Origin of the sequence: Nonomuraea sp. NPDC049141 (genome assembly GCF_040648415.1) — a bacterium.
Lineage (GTDB): Bacteria > Actinomycetota > Actinomycetes > Streptosporangiales > Streptosporangiaceae > Nonomuraea.
This window is the reverse complement of sequence record NZ_JBEZDR010000027.1, coordinates 139,997-153,811: the sequence shown is the minus strand read 5'-3', so window position 1 is coordinate 153,811 and position 13,815 is coordinate 139,997. Positions and strand designations below refer to the sequence as shown.

The window sequence follows — 13,815 nt, the reverse complement described above, 5'->3', positions numbered from 1 at the left end:
CAGGAGCGGCGGAGATACCGCGGGTGCGGTAGTCGGCCGATCGTCCCCTCGCAGGAGTCGCTCGCGCGGGCGTCCGGCTAGGGTGCGCGCATGGGTTCAGGACGATCCGGTGTTCGGGCTGCTGTCATCGACTGGGCGGTCGCCTGTTGTGTGGCTGCGGCGTTGCTGGTCACCGGGTTGTCCGGGCAGCATTCCGGCACGAGCCCCGCCCTGCTCGGCTATGCGCTGCTGGCGGTCGGCGGCCTGGCGCTGGCCGCGCGCCGCCGGGCTCCGGTCGTGGTCCTGGTCGTCACCGGGTTGTGCGTGGTGGGGTACCAGGCGGCCGGTTTCGACGTGCCTGCGGTCGCGTACCTGTTCGCGGTGTACGCCGCCGTACGGGCGGGACACCGCGCCATCACGGTGGCGGCGAGCGTGGCCATGCTGGCCGCTCTCCCGCTCGCGGCCCTGGCCTCGGGCCTGCACGACACGGGGGAGGCGTTCGCACAGGCCCGAGGTGCCCTTGAACTGGCCTGGCTGATCGCGGCCGGTGCCGCGGGTGAGGCGCTGCGGCAGGCCGAGCGGCGGGCGGACGAAGCCGAGCGCAGCCGGGAGGAGACCGCGCGGCGGCGCGCGGATGAGGAGCGGCTGCGCATCGCGCGGGAACTGCACGATTCGCTCACCCACCAGATCTCGATCATCAAAGTGCAGGCCGAAGTCGCCGTCCACGTGGCCCGCAGGCGCGGCGAACAGGTGCCGGAGGCACTGCTGGCGATCCAGGAGGCCGGACGGGAGGCGACCCGGGAACTGCGGGCGACCTTGGAGGCGCTGCGCGATGACGACACGAGCCCGCCGCGCGGGCTCGACCATGTCGCGGAGCTGGTGGAACGCGCTCGGACGAACGGCCTGAACGCGACGCTGACCATCGAAGGGCAACAGCATGACGTGCCGGCCGCGGTGAGCCGGACCGTCTACCGGATCGTCCAGGAGTCTCTCACCAACATCACCCGGCATGCCGCCGCCGCGACCGCGTCGGTCCGGATCGACTGCCGACCGGACGCCCTCGCGATACGCATCGATGACGACGGCAAGGCCACACCGGACGCCGCGCCGGTGCCCGGTGTCGGGCTGCTCGGAATGCGCGAACGAGTCACCGCCCTCGGCGGGCGCCTACGCGCGCAGCCGCGCCGCGAGGGAGGCTTCACCGTCGAGGCCGAACTCCCCGTGGACCGGACGTCATGATCCGGGTCCTGCTGGTCGATGATCAGCCGCTCCTGCGCAGCGGATTTCGCGCGCTCCTCGACCTCGAGGACGACATCGAGGTGGTCGCCGAGGCCGGCGACGGGATGGAGGGCCTGACGCTGGTCAAGCAACATCGGCCCGACGTCGCTCTCATCGACATCCAGATGCCGGTCCTCGACGGCATCGAGGCGACCCGGCGCATCGCCGCGGACCCGGCCCTGGCCGGGGTGCACGTCGTCATCCTGACCAACTACGGCTTCGACGAATACGTCTTCAACGCGCTGCGCGCCGGCGCCGCCGGATTCCTCGTCAAGGACATCGTGCCCGAAGACTTCCTCCATGCCGTACGCGTCGCGGCACGTGGCGACGCGCTGCTCGCCCCGTCCATCACCCGCAAGCTCATCAACACCTACGTCACCCAACGGCCCCGCACCGGCACCGGGCCGGGACTGAAAGAACTCACCACTCGTGAACGCGAAGCCGTTGTCCTGGTCGCGCGGGGCCTGTCCAACGACGAGATCGCCGACCATATGGTGATCAGCCCACTGACCGCGAAAACCCACATCAACCGGGCCATGGCCAAGCTCCGCGCTCGCGATCGCGCTCAGCTCGTCGTCCTCGCCTACGAATCCGGCCTGGTAGCGCCGCACGACTCCTGACCTGGTCGCGGCGATCCGCAGGTCATGCCCTTCGACGGCACCGTCGCCAAGATCAAGGCCAAGCTGGCGGCGTACTACCCCTGATGTCGTTCAGGCGACCGCCGCCACGAGACCGGAGCGGCGGTCGCCGGGGCGTGTGCATGCCGGCCGCCATTGGCGTAGCACCCTCCGGCGGCGCGGTAAGCCATGCGAACGCGGACGGCCGAACGTTCGTGGTGGCGTATGCCTGCGGCGTCAGCTCGTGCCTTCCTCGGCATCGAGCTGGTGGTCCGCCCAGACGTAGCTTTCGGGAAGCAGGTCGGTGATGGAGACGGTGCGGAGTCTGTCACCTGTGCCGACGATGACCTTGATGGCTGGGAAGTAGTCGAGAAGGACCTGGCGGCAGCGGCCGCATGGGGGCACGACGCCTCGGTCGCGGTCGCCCACGGCGACGATGGTGCCCAGGTCGTAGGCGCCCTGCGCGGCGGCCGTGCCGATGAGGACCAGCTCCGCGCAGGGGCCGCCGGTGAAGTGGTAGGCGTTCACCGCCGTGATGATCCGGCCGTCCTGGTTGCGGGCCGCGGCCGCCACGGTGTGGTTGTCGCCCCGGCAGCGTGTGGCCGCGACATGCGTCGCGGCCTGGATCAGTTCATGGTCGACGTGGTTGATCTGTGTGGTCATCTTCTCTGCCTTCGTGTGGTGTCCCACGCCAGTGCACCGTTGCCTCCATATCCCAATGATCTATGGCGATGAGTGCCGTTCGGTGAAGGACATGATGCGTCGCCAGGCGTCCTCGCACGCCGCCGCCCACTCGGTGGACGTCCGGTCGAAGAAGGAGTGCGGGGCGCCCTCATAGATGTGCGTCTCGTGCTCGGTGCCCGCCCTGTCGAGCGCGGCCGTGTACGCGGCGAACTGCTCCGGTGTCGAGGCCGTGTCGGCACCGGCGCGCAGCAACAGGAGCGGGGCGCCGGGGACGGCCGGCGGCTCGCCGGCCGCGCGGAGGGCGCCGTAGAAGCCGATTCCGCCCGCCAGGCCGTTGCCCTCGGCCGCCAGCCGCCAGGAGTGGGCGCCGCCGAGGCAGAAACCCACCGTGAACACCGGGCCCGTCTGGGCCAGGTTGGTGACGGCCTCGCCGACGTCGGTGCGTACCTGGTCGGCGGTCAACTGCGACACGTGCGGCATGTAGTCGAAGTCGTCGTCCCTGTCGTCCGTGCCCGCCGTACGGCCGAAGTAGTCGATGGCGACGGCCCGGAACCCCGCCTCGGCGAACCGGACCGCCAGCTCGCGGTAGAACGGGTGCAGCCCGCGCACGTCCGGCAGGATGACCACGCCGCGCCCGTTCGGCACCGCGGGCTCGGCACGGTAGGCGAGGAAGGTGTTGCCGTCGGCGGCGGTCAGGTTGAGCGGCTCCTGGGAGGCGGCACGGCCCTTGATCGGCGGGGCGGGCGGCCTGCTGTCAGTGGAGTGGCACATGATCAGAGCATATTGACGGGACGTGCCGCGGAACCGGACCACGGGCTGCGCGTTTCTCAGAAGCCGCGCTGGAGCCGCCGTGGCTGCTCGGCTCATGGACGGCGAGCTAGTCGGCAAGCTAGTACGGCGGCGCGGCCCTGAGCGCCGTCAGCAGGTGCGCGTGCACCCTGGCGACGGGGGCCCTGGCCAGCCCGCCCGAGCGGACCGCGAGGTAGCCGGTGTTGATCGGCGCCAGCTCCGGCTCCGCGAGCGTGACCAGCCGGCCCGCCGCCAGATCGGTCCCGCACAGGTACGCGGGCAGGACGGAGACGCCCATCCCGGCCCGCACCGCGCTCAGCACGCCGCGCAGGTCGGGGATCACCACCTGCGCGGCCATCGCCGGCCGCCGCCCGAAGACCGTCCGCCAGTAGCGGCGCACGATGGGCAGTTCCTCGGCATAGGAGATCAGCGGCATCTCCGCGAGATCCGCCCGCGCGGCCAGCTCGGGACTGGCCACCAGCAGGAACTCCTCGTCGTACGCGGGCTCCGCCTGGACGCCCCGTACGCGCGGCCGGATCGTGGAAACCACCAGGTCGAGCCGCCCGGCCGCCAGGTCGGCGAGCAGGCCGTCGGACAGCCCGAACGTCGTGCGCAGCCGCAGCCCGTCGCGCACCAGCGGCGCGAGCAGCGGGATCACCTGCTCGCAGACGAACTCGGCCGGGCCGCCCAGATGGACCGCCTGCTCCGACGGCAGCTCCGCGTCCACCACCGCGTCCAGGGCGTCGAGCGAGCCGGCCACCCGGCGGGCCAGTTCGTCCGCGGCGGCCGTGGGGGCGACGCCGCGCGGCAGCCGGTCGAACAGCGGCCGGTCCAGCGCCGCCTCCAGCGTCTTGACCTGCGCGGTCACCGCGGGCTGCGACAGGCCGAGCGTCTGCGCGGCGGCCGTGATGGAGCCCGCCCGGTAGACCTCGAGGAACGTCCTGAGCAGGTCCAGCGAGAGCGACATATCAGTATTCTGATGACTGACTGCTGGATTCGCTATTTGTGGCTGATGGGTCGGCGGGGGCATGCTCAGGACATGACCAAGCGCATTCTGATCGCACTGACCAGCCATGACGACCTCGGCGGAGTCAGGAAGACCGGCTACTACGTGCCCGAGGCGGCCCATCCCTGGGACATCTTCCGGCGGGCCGGGTTCGAGGTCGAGGTGGCGAGTGTGGGCGGCGGCCGGACGCCCGAGGACGGGTACGACCCGGCCGACCCCGTCCAGACCGCCTTCCTGACCGACCTCGAAGGGCGGGCCGTCCCGCGGCTGGCCGACCTCGACGCCACGGCGTACGACGCGGTGTTCTACGCCGGAGGGCACGGCACCATGTGGGACTTCCCCGACGACCCGGACGTGGCCCGGCTCGGGCGGGAGGTGTACGAGCGCGGCGGCGTCGTCGCGGCCGTCTGCCACGGCCCGGCGGCGCTGGTGAACCTCACGCTCTCCGACGGCTCGCACCTCGTGTCGGGCAAGCGGGTGGCGGGGTTCACCAACAGCGAGGAGAACGCGGCGGGCGTGGCGGACGTGGTGCCGTTCCTGCTGGCCGACGCGCTGCGGGCGCGCGGCGCTCGGCACGAGGGCGAGGCTGACTTCGAGCCGCACGTCGTCGTGGACGGCCGCCTCGCCACCGGCCAGAACCCGGCCAGCGCCGCCCCGCTCGCGCAACGCGTCGTCGAGCTGTTGAGCTGACGGGTTGGCGGGTGAACGGGGGTCAAACGCCGCCGGATGGCGGTTGTCCGGCGGCGGCCGGGATCTGATCATCGAGGGGTAGGGTCAAGCATCCCGTGGAAGGGGAAGCGACATGGCAACACACCCCAATCTGGATCCCGAACTCCGTGCCGGGCTCGGCCAGATGATGACGATGCCGGACGCCCAGCTGTCTCGGGAGAGCCTCCCCGGACATCGGGCCCAGATCAACGCCATGTTGGCGGCCGCGCCCACGCCGGAGACCGACGTCACGATCGAGAATCGCCACGTACCGGGGCCCGAGGGCGCACCTGACGTCCGGCTACGGATCTACCGTCCGGCCGGGGCCGAGACGGACCGGCCGGGGCTGTACTGGATCCACGGCGGCGGCATGATCATCGGTATCCCGGAGATCGACGACGCCATGATGATCGAGTACGCCGAGCAGCTCGGCGTCGTGATCGTCTCCGTGGACTACCGGCTCGCCCCCGAACACCCGCATCCCGCGCCGGTCGAGGACTGCTACGCCGGACTGCTGTGGACCGCCAAGAACGCCGGCGAGCTCGGCCTCGACCCCGCCAGGCTGGCCGTGGGCGGCGCGAGCGCGGGCGGCGGGCTGGCCGCGGCGACCGTGCTGCTCGCCCGCGACCGGGGCGGGCCCGAGGTCTCCTTCCAGCTGCTCGTCTGCCCGATGCTCGACGACCGCAACATCACCCCGTCCAGCCACGAGTTCGCCGAGGCCGTGATCTGGGACCGGGCCGCGAACCTGTTCGGCTGGACCGCCCTGCTCGGCGACCGGATCGGCGCCGACGACGTCTCGCCCTACGCCGCGCCGGCCCGGGCCACCGACCTGGCGGGGCTGCCTCCGTCGTTCATCGACGTGGGGGAGCTGGAAGTGTTCAGGGATGAATGCATCGAGTACGCGCGGCGGCTCGTGCAGGCCGGGGTGTCGACCGAGTTCCACCTTTATCCCGGGGCCTTCCACGGGTTCGACGGGCTGGTTCCCGACACCGAGCTGAGCCGCAGGGCCAGGGCGAACCGGCTGGCGGGACTCAAGCGAGCGTTCCGCGTCTGACGCGCGGGCCCGGTGCTCCGCCGCTGAGAGCGTCGCGCGTGGTCAGGCGGGTGATCCGCCATTGGCGCGCAGGCGTACCAGGGCCAGGGCCAGGTGGGCGCGGAGCCGTCCGGCGGAGTCGGCGAGTGAGAAGCCCAGGACCGACTCCGCCCGCGCGATCCGCGCGGCCATCGAGCTGTGGTGCAGGTGCAGGACGGTGGCGGCCCGACGCACCGAACCCTCGGCGCAGAGCGCTCGCACGGCCGACCGGCCCTCGCCGCCGAGCCGCTCCATCGACCGTACGTCGGCCAGCTCGGCGATCGCCGCGTCGGGCACGTCGGCGTAGAGGGCCAGCGCGCCCAGCTCGGTCCAGCGCACCACGCGGTCGTGCGGTCCGGTGAAGCGCAGCGCGGTACGCGCGCCCGCCCACGACTCGGCCACCCGCGAACCGGGCAGCTCGGGGCCGATGCCGATCCGCGATGAAATGGGCAGCTCGGGGCCGATACCGACCCGCACGGAGCCGGGCAACCGGGGCAGCGCGGTGGCCACCAGCACCGCCTCCGTGTCGCCGATCCGGGCCGCGCGGACGTGGTGCCCCATCGTCCGTACCCCGGGCACCAGGGCGAAGCCCTCGTCCGCGGGGATCGCGATGGCCAGCGCCTGTAGCGGCGTCGCGGGGTCGAACCCCAGCAGCCGCAGCGCCCGCGCCCGCTCCGCCTCGCCGGTCTCCGCCGACAGCGCCAGCTCCACCAGCGCCGGGTCCCGGCCTTCGCGGGCCAGTGCTACGGCGCGTTCCAGCGTGACCTCGGCCGCGGCCGCGAACCGTTCGAGGACGATCTCGTCCAGCCCGTGCGGGGTTCCGTCACGCTCCATCCAGACCGCGCCGAGCCCAGACGCCAACTCCCTGACCACCTTGAGCGCAGCGTCGCCCTCCGGATGGTGGTCGGTGTCCGGGTGGTCGACGGAGCCGTCGGGGAACGTGCGGGTGCGCCGGCCGGTGGCCGCGTCGAGCAGGCCCACCGGGCACTGGGTCAGCCGCGCGGTCGCCGAGAGCAGCACCGGGACGCTCACATGGTCGCGTACCAGCGAGTCGAAGTAGGCGATGACGCGCACCGCGCTCTCCGCGTCGGTGTCCAGCGTCGACAGTCGGAGCAGCAGTCCTCGCACCGCTCCAGCGTATGTCCGAGAACAGCCACCTGGCGAGGCGACCAAGCATACGCTAGGTTGGTCTTGTGGATCTCGACTTCTCCGCGGCCGAGCAGGACTTCCGTGCCGAGGTTCGGGACTGGCTCGCCCGTCACGTACCCGATGGGCTGCCGTCGATGGACACCCCCGAAGGCTTCGAGGCGCATCGCGCGTGGGAGGCGCTGCTCGCCTCCGCGCGGCTGTCCGCCGTCTCCTGGCCCGAGGAGTACGGCGGACGGAACGCCTCGCTGATCGAGTGGCTGATCTTCGAGGAGGAGTACTGGGCCGCGGGCGCCCCCGGCCGGGTCACCCAGAACGGCGTCTTCCTGCTGGCCCCGACCCTGATGGCGTACGGCACGGAGGAGCAGCGGCGGCGCTGGCTGCCCGGGATGGCCAGGGCCGACGAGGTATGGGCGCAGGCCTGGTCGGAGCCGGAGGCGGGCAGTGACCTGGCCGCGCTGAAGTCCCGGGCGACCCGGGTGGACGGCGGCTGGCGGCTTTCCGGGCAGAAGACGTGGAGCTCCCGCGCCGCCTACGCCTCGCACGGGTTCGGCCTCTTCCGTACCTCGGGCGAGGGCAGGCACCGGGGGCTGACGTACTTCATGTTCCCGCTCGACGAGGTGACGGTCCGGCCGATCGCGCAGCTCGACGGGCTGCCCGGGTTCGCCGAGCTGTTCTTCGACGGCGTCTTCGTGCCCGACTCGATGGTGCTCGGCGCCCCCGGCGAGGGCTGGCGGATCGCGATGGCCACCACCTCCTCCGAACGCGGCCTCGCCCTGCGCAGCCCCGGCCGCTTCCTGGCCACCGCCGACCGGCTCGTCCACCTGGCCCGCGACGCGAGCCCCGAACTCGCCGACCGGGCGGCCCGCTGCTGGACCGACGCCGAGGCGTACCGCCTGCACACCTTCGCCACCGCCCACCGGCTCATGTCGGGCGCCGAGATCGGCTCCGCGGCCAGCATGGGCAAGGTCTTCTGGTCCGAGCTGGACCTGCGGATGCACACCCTGGCCATGGAGCTGCTCGGCGAACGGGCGGGGGAGACGCCGTGGCTCGACGGGTTCCTGTTCGCGCTGGCGGGGCCCATCTACGCGGGCACGAACGAGATCCAGCGCAACATCATCGCCGAGCGAGTTCTGGGGCTGCCCCGATGACCTTCGCCTTCACCGACGAGCAACTGGCCCTCGCGGAGACCGTACGGGATGTGCTGCGCGCTCACTGCCCGCCCGCCGCGCTGCGCTCCGAACGCCGCCCGGCCTGGGAACAACTGGCCGGGATCGGGTTCTTCGGGCTGCTCCTGCCGCCGGACGCCGACGGGCTCGGGCTCCGTCTGGTGGACGCGGTGGCCGCGCTGGAGGAGACCGGGCGGGCCTGCCTGCCCGGTCCGGTCGTGGAGACCGCCGTGGCGGCGCCGTACCTGCTGGACGACATCGCCAAACTCGCCTCCGGGTCGGTCTGCGTGAGCGTGCTGCTGCCCGGCCAGGCGTACGCTCCCGACGCCGACCTGGCCGACCTGCTCGTGGTCGCGCGCGCCGACGGCCTGCACCTGGTCTCCAGGGAGTCCGTACGGCTGGCGTCCCGGCCCGGTGCCGATCCGTGCCGGAGGCTGTTCGACGTCTCCTTCGACGACTCCGTACGGCTGGACCGCTCGTATGTCCCGGCCCTGCGACGGGCCACCGTGGCGACGGCGGCGCAGCTCATCGGGGTGGCCAGGCACCTGCTGTCGGTCACCGTGGCGCATGCCGGGGTCAGGACCCAGTTCGGGGCGGCCATCGGGTCTTTCCAGGCGGTCAAGCACCAGCTGGCCGACGTGGCCATCGCGCTGGACTTCGCCGCCCCACTCGTCTACCGCGCGGCCCTGTCGGTGGATCGGCCGGTGCCGGAGGCGGATCGGCCGGTGGCGGATCGGGCGGCGTCGTGGGGAGACCGGGCGGTGCCGGGGGCGGGCAGGGGGGCCTCGTCGGCGGGCCGGTCGGTGCGCGGGGCCGGTCGGCCGGTGCCGACCGTGGACCGGGACGTCAGTGCCGCCAAGGCCGCCGCCGGTGAGACGGCCGCGCTGGCGGCCCGGGTGGCGTTGCAGGTGCACGGCGCCATCGGTTACACCGAGGAGCTGGATCTGCGGTTCTGGCTGGCGCGGGCCTGGTCGCTGTCGGCCGCGTACGGCGGCTCCGCCGTACATCGGGCCCGGGTGCGGACATCGGTGATCGGCGGCGATCTGAGGCGGTACCCGTGAGGTTCGGCGTCCCGCTCGGCCTGATTCACCCGGCCGCGTGGAAGGACGTGGCGGTGGCCGCCGACGAGCTGGGCTTCGAGTCCGTGTGGCTGCCCGAGCACCTCGTGTTCAGCACCGACCTGTCGACGGCCCTCTACCCGGGCACCTCCGAGCCGGGCATCAAGCCGTCCACGCCGCTGTTCGACGCGCCCGCGTACCTGTGCTGGCTGGCCGCGCTGACCTCCAGGATCAGACTCGGCACGGCCGTGCACCTCTTCGCACTGCGCCACCCGTTCGTGTCGGCCCGCGCCTTCGCCACACTCGACGTGGTGTCGTCGGGCCGGGCCATCTGCGGGGTGGGGGCGGGCTGGTATCGGGGGGAATGGGACGCGGCCGGCATCCCCTTCGCCTCGCGCGGCGCACGGCTGGACGAGGCCATCGAGGTGGCCAGGCGGCTGTGGAGCTCGCCGGTGGTTGCGCATTCCGGGCGGTTCTACTCATTTCCCGAGGTGGCGTTCGAGCCCAAGCCCGTACAGCACCGCCTGCCGATCCTCTGCGGCGGCGAATCACCCGCCGCGCTGCGCCGGGCCGCGTCGCTGTGTGACGGCTGGATCAGCATGCCGCACACGCTGGAGTCGATCAGACCGCAACTGGGCCGGCTGGCGGCGCTGCGGGGGGAGAGGCGCTGCTCGGTGACGGCCCACGCGTACTCGCTGGCGTCGCCGGACGAGGTGGCGGACTGGGCTGGGCTGGGAGTGGACCGGCTGATCGTCCGACCGTGGACACGCAGCCGCGACGCGGTCTCCTGCCTGGCCGCCTTCGCCGCGGACTACGGGGTCACGTCGCGCTAGCTTCGGTACGGGCCATGGCGTCGAGAGCACGGTCCCGCGTCGGCTTGGCCACCGGAGCCAGGACCGGCAGTACGCCGGAAACGGGCCGCGAGGTCGTGACGTGGTCGAATTGATCGCTGGGGTTCCGCCCGAATCCGCTGCGGCCGGCGCTGATCACGCCGGCGGCTCGGGCTCCTGGGCGATGAGGGTCTCGATGGCCGTGCAGATCAGGTGGATGCTTCGGTGGAATTTCTCGTCCTGGCCGTGCCTGGGGGCTTCCTCGAAGGTCAGGGGAAAGCGGGTGCGCAGGTCGGCGTAGCGCTCCGGGGTGATGGCGGGGGCCTGGGACTCGCTCTGTTCCTGGAGGGCGAATCCGGTGATGTGGCTCAGGAGGGTGTCGGCGGCTGTGACGAGGTGCGGGCGGGGGACGCCGGCGTCCAGGAGAGTCCGCAGAAGGCGCTCCATGAGGGACAGACCCCCGGTGCTGAGCATCTTGGGGCTGTCGGCCAGGAGGATGGCGCCGCCGGGGTGCTCGTGGAGGCTCTGGCGGAGGGTGGCGGCCTGGACCTCGACCTCCTCCCGCCAGGTGGACTCGGGCGGAAGGGTCGCCAGGGTGGCCGTGGCGGCGTCGTAGGCCTGCAGGCATACGCGGTCGGCCATCATCGCCAGCAGGTCGTTCTTGCTCTTGACGTGGTAGTAGAGGCTGCCGGCCGTGGAGTCGAGGCGCACGGCCACCTGGCGCATGGACAGGCCGTGGTAGCCGACCTCGGCGAACGTGGCCATCCCCGCGTCGACGATCCGCTCCTGGGTGAGCTTCATGGCCCTACCGTAGCGCATTTTTGAACACCGTTAGAATCCTGTGCTAGCCTCGCCCTGGCGGTTTCGAACGGTGTTTGAAAGGGGCCTGCCATGAGTGAGTTGCTGTTCTTCGCCACCACGGCCGCGCTGATGGTGATGATGATCAACAGCGGGCTGGCACTGGGACCGGCGCGTGGCCGGCCCGTCCCCTGGGTCGCGGTGGGGCTGACGGCGCTGGCCGTGGGCGGGGTGGTGATCCAGCTGGTGTGGTCCGGGGCGATGGACGCGCTCGACAATGACCCCGCCAAGACCGGGTGGTGGCGGGTCGTGACCTCGGTCTTCATGCAGAACGGCGGTGTCGCCGGAGCCGTGTGGAACATCGCGACGCTCGCCATCGTGGCGGCCTTGGCGCAGTGGTTCTGGGGCGGGCCGCTGACGGTGGCGCTGTTCGCGGGCGGGATCTTCCTGCCGGAGTGGGTCGACGCGCTCCTTGGGATGGGCGGCCCCAGCACCGATCCGCGTAATTTCGCCGGCAGCTCGGGGGCCACCTACTTCCTGGGGGCGACCTTGGCGACGGCCCTGTTGCTGCGGACCCGGCTCTTGAAGGAGCGGCTGCTCGCGGTCGGTGTGCCGCTGCTGGGGTTAGTGATGTGGTTCGCGCAGAGCAACGGGCACGGGCTGGTGGCGGCGTACGGGTTCGTCACCGGCTTCCTGGCGTGGGTCGCGTGGCGAGCGATCGCGACTCGCCGGGAGTCGGCCTATCGCAGATAGTGAGCCACTATCTGCGATAGGCCGGAACGCTTCGCTCGGCCGCTCGATGCTCACCCGGGACGCGCCAGAGGCGAGCGCCCGGGGTGCCTGTGTCCAGGCTGCCGCGATGCTCTCCGCTTCCGGCATCAAGGACGTGCGCGACGCGTGGTGCCTGCCGCCCGCGGCTACGCCTGGAGAAGGCCCTCGCTGCCATCTTTGTCACCAATCCCAGAATGATGCGCACGGTCGGGCACGTGTCACCTGGTCGCGTCGAGGGTGGGACGGAGCTCAGCCCAGGCCCATGCTCCGAGTGTCGTGTCGGTCGTTGTCGCGGGGGTCCGCAGCTGCTCGGGGACGAATCCCTCGCGCAATCCGGTCGACATGCCCATGATGCCCTCGACCTGCGCCGGGGACATGCCGGCGTCGGCCAGCGTGGCGCGCATGTCGTCGTCGGCAACGCGGTGGGCGGTGACCGTGCGGCCCAGGACGTCGCCGACCACGGCCAGGGCGTCGTCCCAGGACAGGTCCTGTGGTCCGTGCACGGCCTGCACCCGGCGTCCCGACCAGTCGGCGCGCAGCAGCAGGGACGCGGCCACCGCGGCGATGTCAGCCGGAGCGACCCAGGAGAACGGCTTGCCGGTGGGCAGGACCACGGCCACGGTGCCCGAGCGGATGCCGTCGAGCTCGAACAGCAGGTTGCTGAAGAAGTAGCCGCACCGCAGGTGGGTGACGGCGAGGTCGGCGTGCTTGGCGACGACCCGGTCCAGCGTCTCCTCGACGCGGGCCAGCCCGTCGATCTCACCGGCACCCTCGCGGAGCTCCGCTCCGACGCTGCTCTGCAGGACGGTGCGGGGGATGCGGTTCTCGGCGATCGCGGCGGCGACGATCTCGCCGACCTCGGCGTACGCCGCGACGGGGTCGTCGGCCTCGCCGGGCGGCACGACCAGGAACAGCGCGTCGACGCCACGGGTCGCCTCGGTGACCGCCGCGGCGTCCCGAAGGTCGACCTCGCGGGCGTCGACGAGGTCGCCCCAGGTCGCGCGGGGCTGCTCGGGGTGGCGGCTCAGCAGCCGCGGACGGACACCGGCTCGGACCAGGTGACCGATCAGAAAGCGGCCGACGTTGCCGGACGGTGCTGTGATGGCGATCTCCATGACGTCCACCGTACGGGTAGATGTGGCCGGATCCTGTCCACGATTGTGGCGACACTGGAGCTATGACCGACTTCGCACCTGTTGACGGCGGTCCCGCCGGACGGACCCTCCGGCTGCTGGAGTTGCTGGCCGCCCGGTCGGACTGGTCGGCTTCCGATCTCGCCGGGCGTCTCGAGGTCAGCACCCGCACCGTGCGTCGCGACGTGGCCCGCCTGCAGAGCCTCGGCTACGCCGTCGAGAGCCGGCCCGGGCCGGGTGGCCACTACGCGCTGCGCCCGGGGCACCGGATGCCGCCGCTGGTCTTCCAGGACGACGAAGTCGTGGCACTGGTCGCGGCCGTGCGTATGGTCGAGGGGATCCTCGCCGGAGACGCCGCGCACCGGGCGCTGGCCAAGTTGTCGCAGGTGCTCCCGCGGCGGCTGCGCACCGTCCTGGACACCGCCGCCGCGGGTAGCGAGAGCGTCGGCGGCGAGCGCGAGAGCGTGGCGCCTTCGACCCTGGCGGTGCTGCTCCGCGCGGCCGATCAGGACCTCGTGCTGCGGTTCGGCTACCGCGACCGGCACGGAGCCGTCAGCCGACGGCGAGTGGAGGCGGTGCGGTGCCTCTACGCCCGCGGACGCTGGTACGTTCTCGCCCACGACCTCGACGCCGACGACTGGCGGGTGTTCCGCCTCGATCGCGTGCGGGAGCCGGAGGCGGGGGAACCGGGGTCCGTCGACCGTGGCCGGCCGGCCGCGGACCTCGCGACCTGGCTCGCCACGGACTTCGGCCGTCGACCCGAGGGCTGAGGGCTCA

Annotated in this window: 15 protein-coding genes; 9 read left to right on the top strand and 6 right to left on the bottom strand. The window is 72.1% G+C overall.

All coding sequences use genetic code 11. From position 1 onward, the window contains the following. Window positions 1-90 precede the first annotated feature (90 nt). Entirely contained in the window at window positions 91-1,218 is a 1,128-nt protein-coding gene (locus tag AB0B91_RS53205) for a sensor histidine kinase (RefSeq protein ID WP_358338767.1), read from the top strand. After that, complete coding sequence (locus AB0B91_RS53200; protein ID WP_358338764.1) at window positions 1,215-1,877, top strand: response regulator transcription factor; 663 nt, start codon at window positions 1,215-1,217, stop codon at window positions 1,875-1,877. The genes AB0B91_RS53205 and AB0B91_RS53200 overlap by 4 nt, the downstream gene beginning before the upstream one ends. Before the next feature lie 234 nt (window positions 1,878-2,111). On the opposite strand, the gene AB0B91_RS53195 is transcribed toward AB0B91_RS53200, so the two are convergent. From AB0B91_RS53195 to AB0B91_RS53185, 3 genes are all read right to left on the bottom strand, one after another. Next, window positions 2,112-2,537 carry a cytidine deaminase gene (locus AB0B91_RS53195; protein ID WP_358338761.1) on the bottom strand — a complete coding sequence of 142 codons (426 nt, stop codon included), beginning with the start codon at window positions 2,535-2,537 and terminating at the stop codon, window positions 2,112-2,114. 60 nt (window positions 2,538-2,597) lie between these two features. Next, entirely contained in the window at window positions 2,598-3,329 is a 732-nt protein-coding gene (locus AB0B91_RS53190; RefSeq protein WP_358338758.1) for a dienelactone hydrolase family protein, read from the bottom strand. A 118-nt stretch (window positions 3,330-3,447) separates the two neighbouring features. Further along, window positions 3,448-4,314 (bottom strand): LysR family transcriptional regulator, encoded by an 867-nt coding sequence (locus AB0B91_RS53185; RefSeq protein WP_358338755.1) that lies wholly within the window; start codon window positions 4,312-4,314, stop codon window positions 3,448-3,450. 72 nt (window positions 4,315-4,386) lie between these two features. Here AB0B91_RS53185 and AB0B91_RS53180 point away from each other — a divergent pair, with 72 nt between their 5' ends. Further along, window positions 4,387-5,043 carry a type 1 glutamine amidotransferase domain-containing protein gene (locus AB0B91_RS53180; RefSeq protein ID WP_358338752.1) on the top strand — a complete coding sequence of 219 codons (657 nt, stop codon included), beginning with the start codon at window positions 4,387-4,389 and terminating at the stop codon, window positions 5,041-5,043. 112 nt (window positions 5,044-5,155) lie between these two features. Next, complete coding sequence (locus tag AB0B91_RS53175; RefSeq protein WP_358338749.1) at window positions 5,156-6,115, top strand: alpha/beta hydrolase; 960 nt, start codon at window positions 5,156-5,158, stop codon at window positions 6,113-6,115. Between the two features lie 42 nt (window positions 6,116-6,157). Here the strand turns inward: AB0B91_RS53175 and AB0B91_RS53170 are convergent, their stop codons facing one another. After that, window positions 6,158-7,261, bottom strand: coding sequence for a helix-turn-helix domain-containing protein (locus tag AB0B91_RS53170; protein WP_358338746.1), 1,104 nt, complete (start codon window positions 7,259-7,261; stop codon window positions 6,158-6,160). Window positions 7,262-7,326: 65 nt separating this feature from the next. Here AB0B91_RS53170 and AB0B91_RS53165 point away from each other — a divergent pair, with 65 nt between their 5' ends. From AB0B91_RS53165 to AB0B91_RS53155, 3 genes are read left to right on the top strand one after another with little or no spacing between them, the layout of a single operon-like run. Further along, window positions 7,327-8,430 (top strand): acyl-CoA dehydrogenase family protein, encoded by a 1,104-nt coding sequence (locus AB0B91_RS53165; protein ID WP_358338743.1) that lies wholly within the window; start codon window positions 7,327-7,329, stop codon window positions 8,428-8,430. Further along, window positions 8,427-9,509 carry an acyl-CoA dehydrogenase family protein gene (locus AB0B91_RS53160; protein WP_358338740.1) on the top strand — a complete coding sequence of 361 codons (1,083 nt, stop codon included), beginning with the start codon at window positions 8,427-8,429 and terminating at the stop codon, window positions 9,507-9,509. The genes AB0B91_RS53165 and AB0B91_RS53160 overlap by 4 nt, the downstream gene beginning before the upstream one ends. Beyond that, a complete protein-coding gene (locus AB0B91_RS53155) occupies window positions 9,506-10,339 on the top strand; it encodes a TIGR03619 family F420-dependent LLM class oxidoreductase (protein WP_358338738.1) in 834 nt (277 codons plus the stop codon). Before AB0B91_RS53160 ends, AB0B91_RS53155 begins: the two co-directional genes overlap by 4 nt. A gap of 153 nt (window positions 10,340-10,492) precedes the next feature. On the opposite strand, the gene AB0B91_RS53150 is transcribed toward AB0B91_RS53155, so the two are convergent. Further along, window positions 10,493-11,137 (bottom strand): TetR/AcrR family transcriptional regulator, encoded by a 645-nt coding sequence (locus tag AB0B91_RS53150; RefSeq protein WP_358338735.1) that lies wholly within the window; start codon window positions 11,135-11,137, stop codon window positions 10,493-10,495. A gap of 90 nt (window positions 11,138-11,227) precedes the next feature. Between AB0B91_RS53150 and AB0B91_RS53145 the strand changes: the two genes are divergently transcribed. Then, on the top strand, window positions 11,228-11,887 hold the full coding sequence (locus AB0B91_RS53145) for a hypothetical protein (RefSeq protein WP_358338731.1): 660 nt from the start codon (window positions 11,228-11,230) through the stop codon (window positions 11,885-11,887). A 236-nt stretch (window positions 11,888-12,123) separates the two neighbouring features. On the opposite strand, the gene AB0B91_RS53140 is transcribed toward AB0B91_RS53145, so the two are convergent. Beyond that, complete coding sequence (locus tag AB0B91_RS53140; protein ID WP_358338728.1) at window positions 12,124-13,020, bottom strand: NAD(P)H-binding protein; 897 nt, start codon at window positions 13,018-13,020, stop codon at window positions 12,124-12,126. Window positions 13,021-13,082: 62 nt separating this feature from the next. Here AB0B91_RS53140 and AB0B91_RS53135 point away from each other — a divergent pair, with 62 nt between their 5' ends. Continuing rightward, a complete protein-coding gene (locus tag AB0B91_RS53135) occupies window positions 13,083-13,808 on the top strand; it encodes a WYL domain-containing protein (RefSeq protein WP_358338725.1) in 726 nt (241 codons plus the stop codon). Window positions 13,809-13,815: the final 7 nt, after the last annotated feature.

Excerpts from the sequence above, each read along its gene's own strand:
- AB0B91_RS53205 (WP_358338767.1), top strand. The coding sequence starts at position 91 with ATGGGTTCAGGACGATCCGGTGTTCGGGCTGCTGTCATCGACTGGGCG.
- AB0B91_RS53200 (WP_358338764.1), top strand. The coding sequence starts at position 1,215 with ATGATCCGGGTCCTGCTGGTCGATGATCAGCCGCTCCTGCGCAGCGGA.
- AB0B91_RS53195 (WP_358338761.1), bottom strand. The coding sequence starts at position 2,537 with ATGACCACACAGATCAACCACGTCGACCATGAACTGATCCAGGCCGCG.
- AB0B91_RS53190 (WP_358338758.1), bottom strand. The coding sequence starts at position 3,329 with ATGTGCCACTCCACTGACAGCAGGCCGCCCGCCCCGCCGATCAAGGGC.
- AB0B91_RS53185 (WP_358338755.1), bottom strand. The coding sequence starts at position 4,314 with ATGTCGCTCTCGCTGGACCTGCTCAGGACGTTCCTCGAGGTCTACCGG.
- AB0B91_RS53180 (WP_358338752.1), top strand. The coding sequence starts at position 4,387 with ATGACCAAGCGCATTCTGATCGCACTGACCAGCCATGACGACCTCGGC.
- AB0B91_RS53175 (WP_358338749.1), top strand. The coding sequence starts at position 5,156 with ATGGCAACACACCCCAATCTGGATCCCGAACTCCGTGCCGGGCTCGGC.
- AB0B91_RS53160 (WP_358338740.1), top strand. The coding sequence starts at position 8,427 with ATGACCTTCGCCTTCACCGACGAGCAACTGGCCCTCGCGGAGACCGTA.
- AB0B91_RS53150 (WP_358338735.1), bottom strand. The coding sequence starts at position 11,137 with ATGAAGCTCACCCAGGAGCGGATCGTCGACGCGGGGATGGCCACGTTC.
- AB0B91_RS53145 (WP_358338731.1), top strand. The coding sequence starts at position 11,228 with ATGAGTGAGTTGCTGTTCTTCGCCACCACGGCCGCGCTGATGGTGATG.
- AB0B91_RS53140 (WP_358338728.1), bottom strand. The coding sequence starts at position 13,020 with ATGGAGATCGCCATCACAGCACCGTCCGGCAACGTCGGCCGCTTTCTG.
- AB0B91_RS53135 (WP_358338725.1), top strand. The coding sequence starts at position 13,083 with ATGACCGACTTCGCACCTGTTGACGGCGGTCCCGCCGGACGGACCCTC.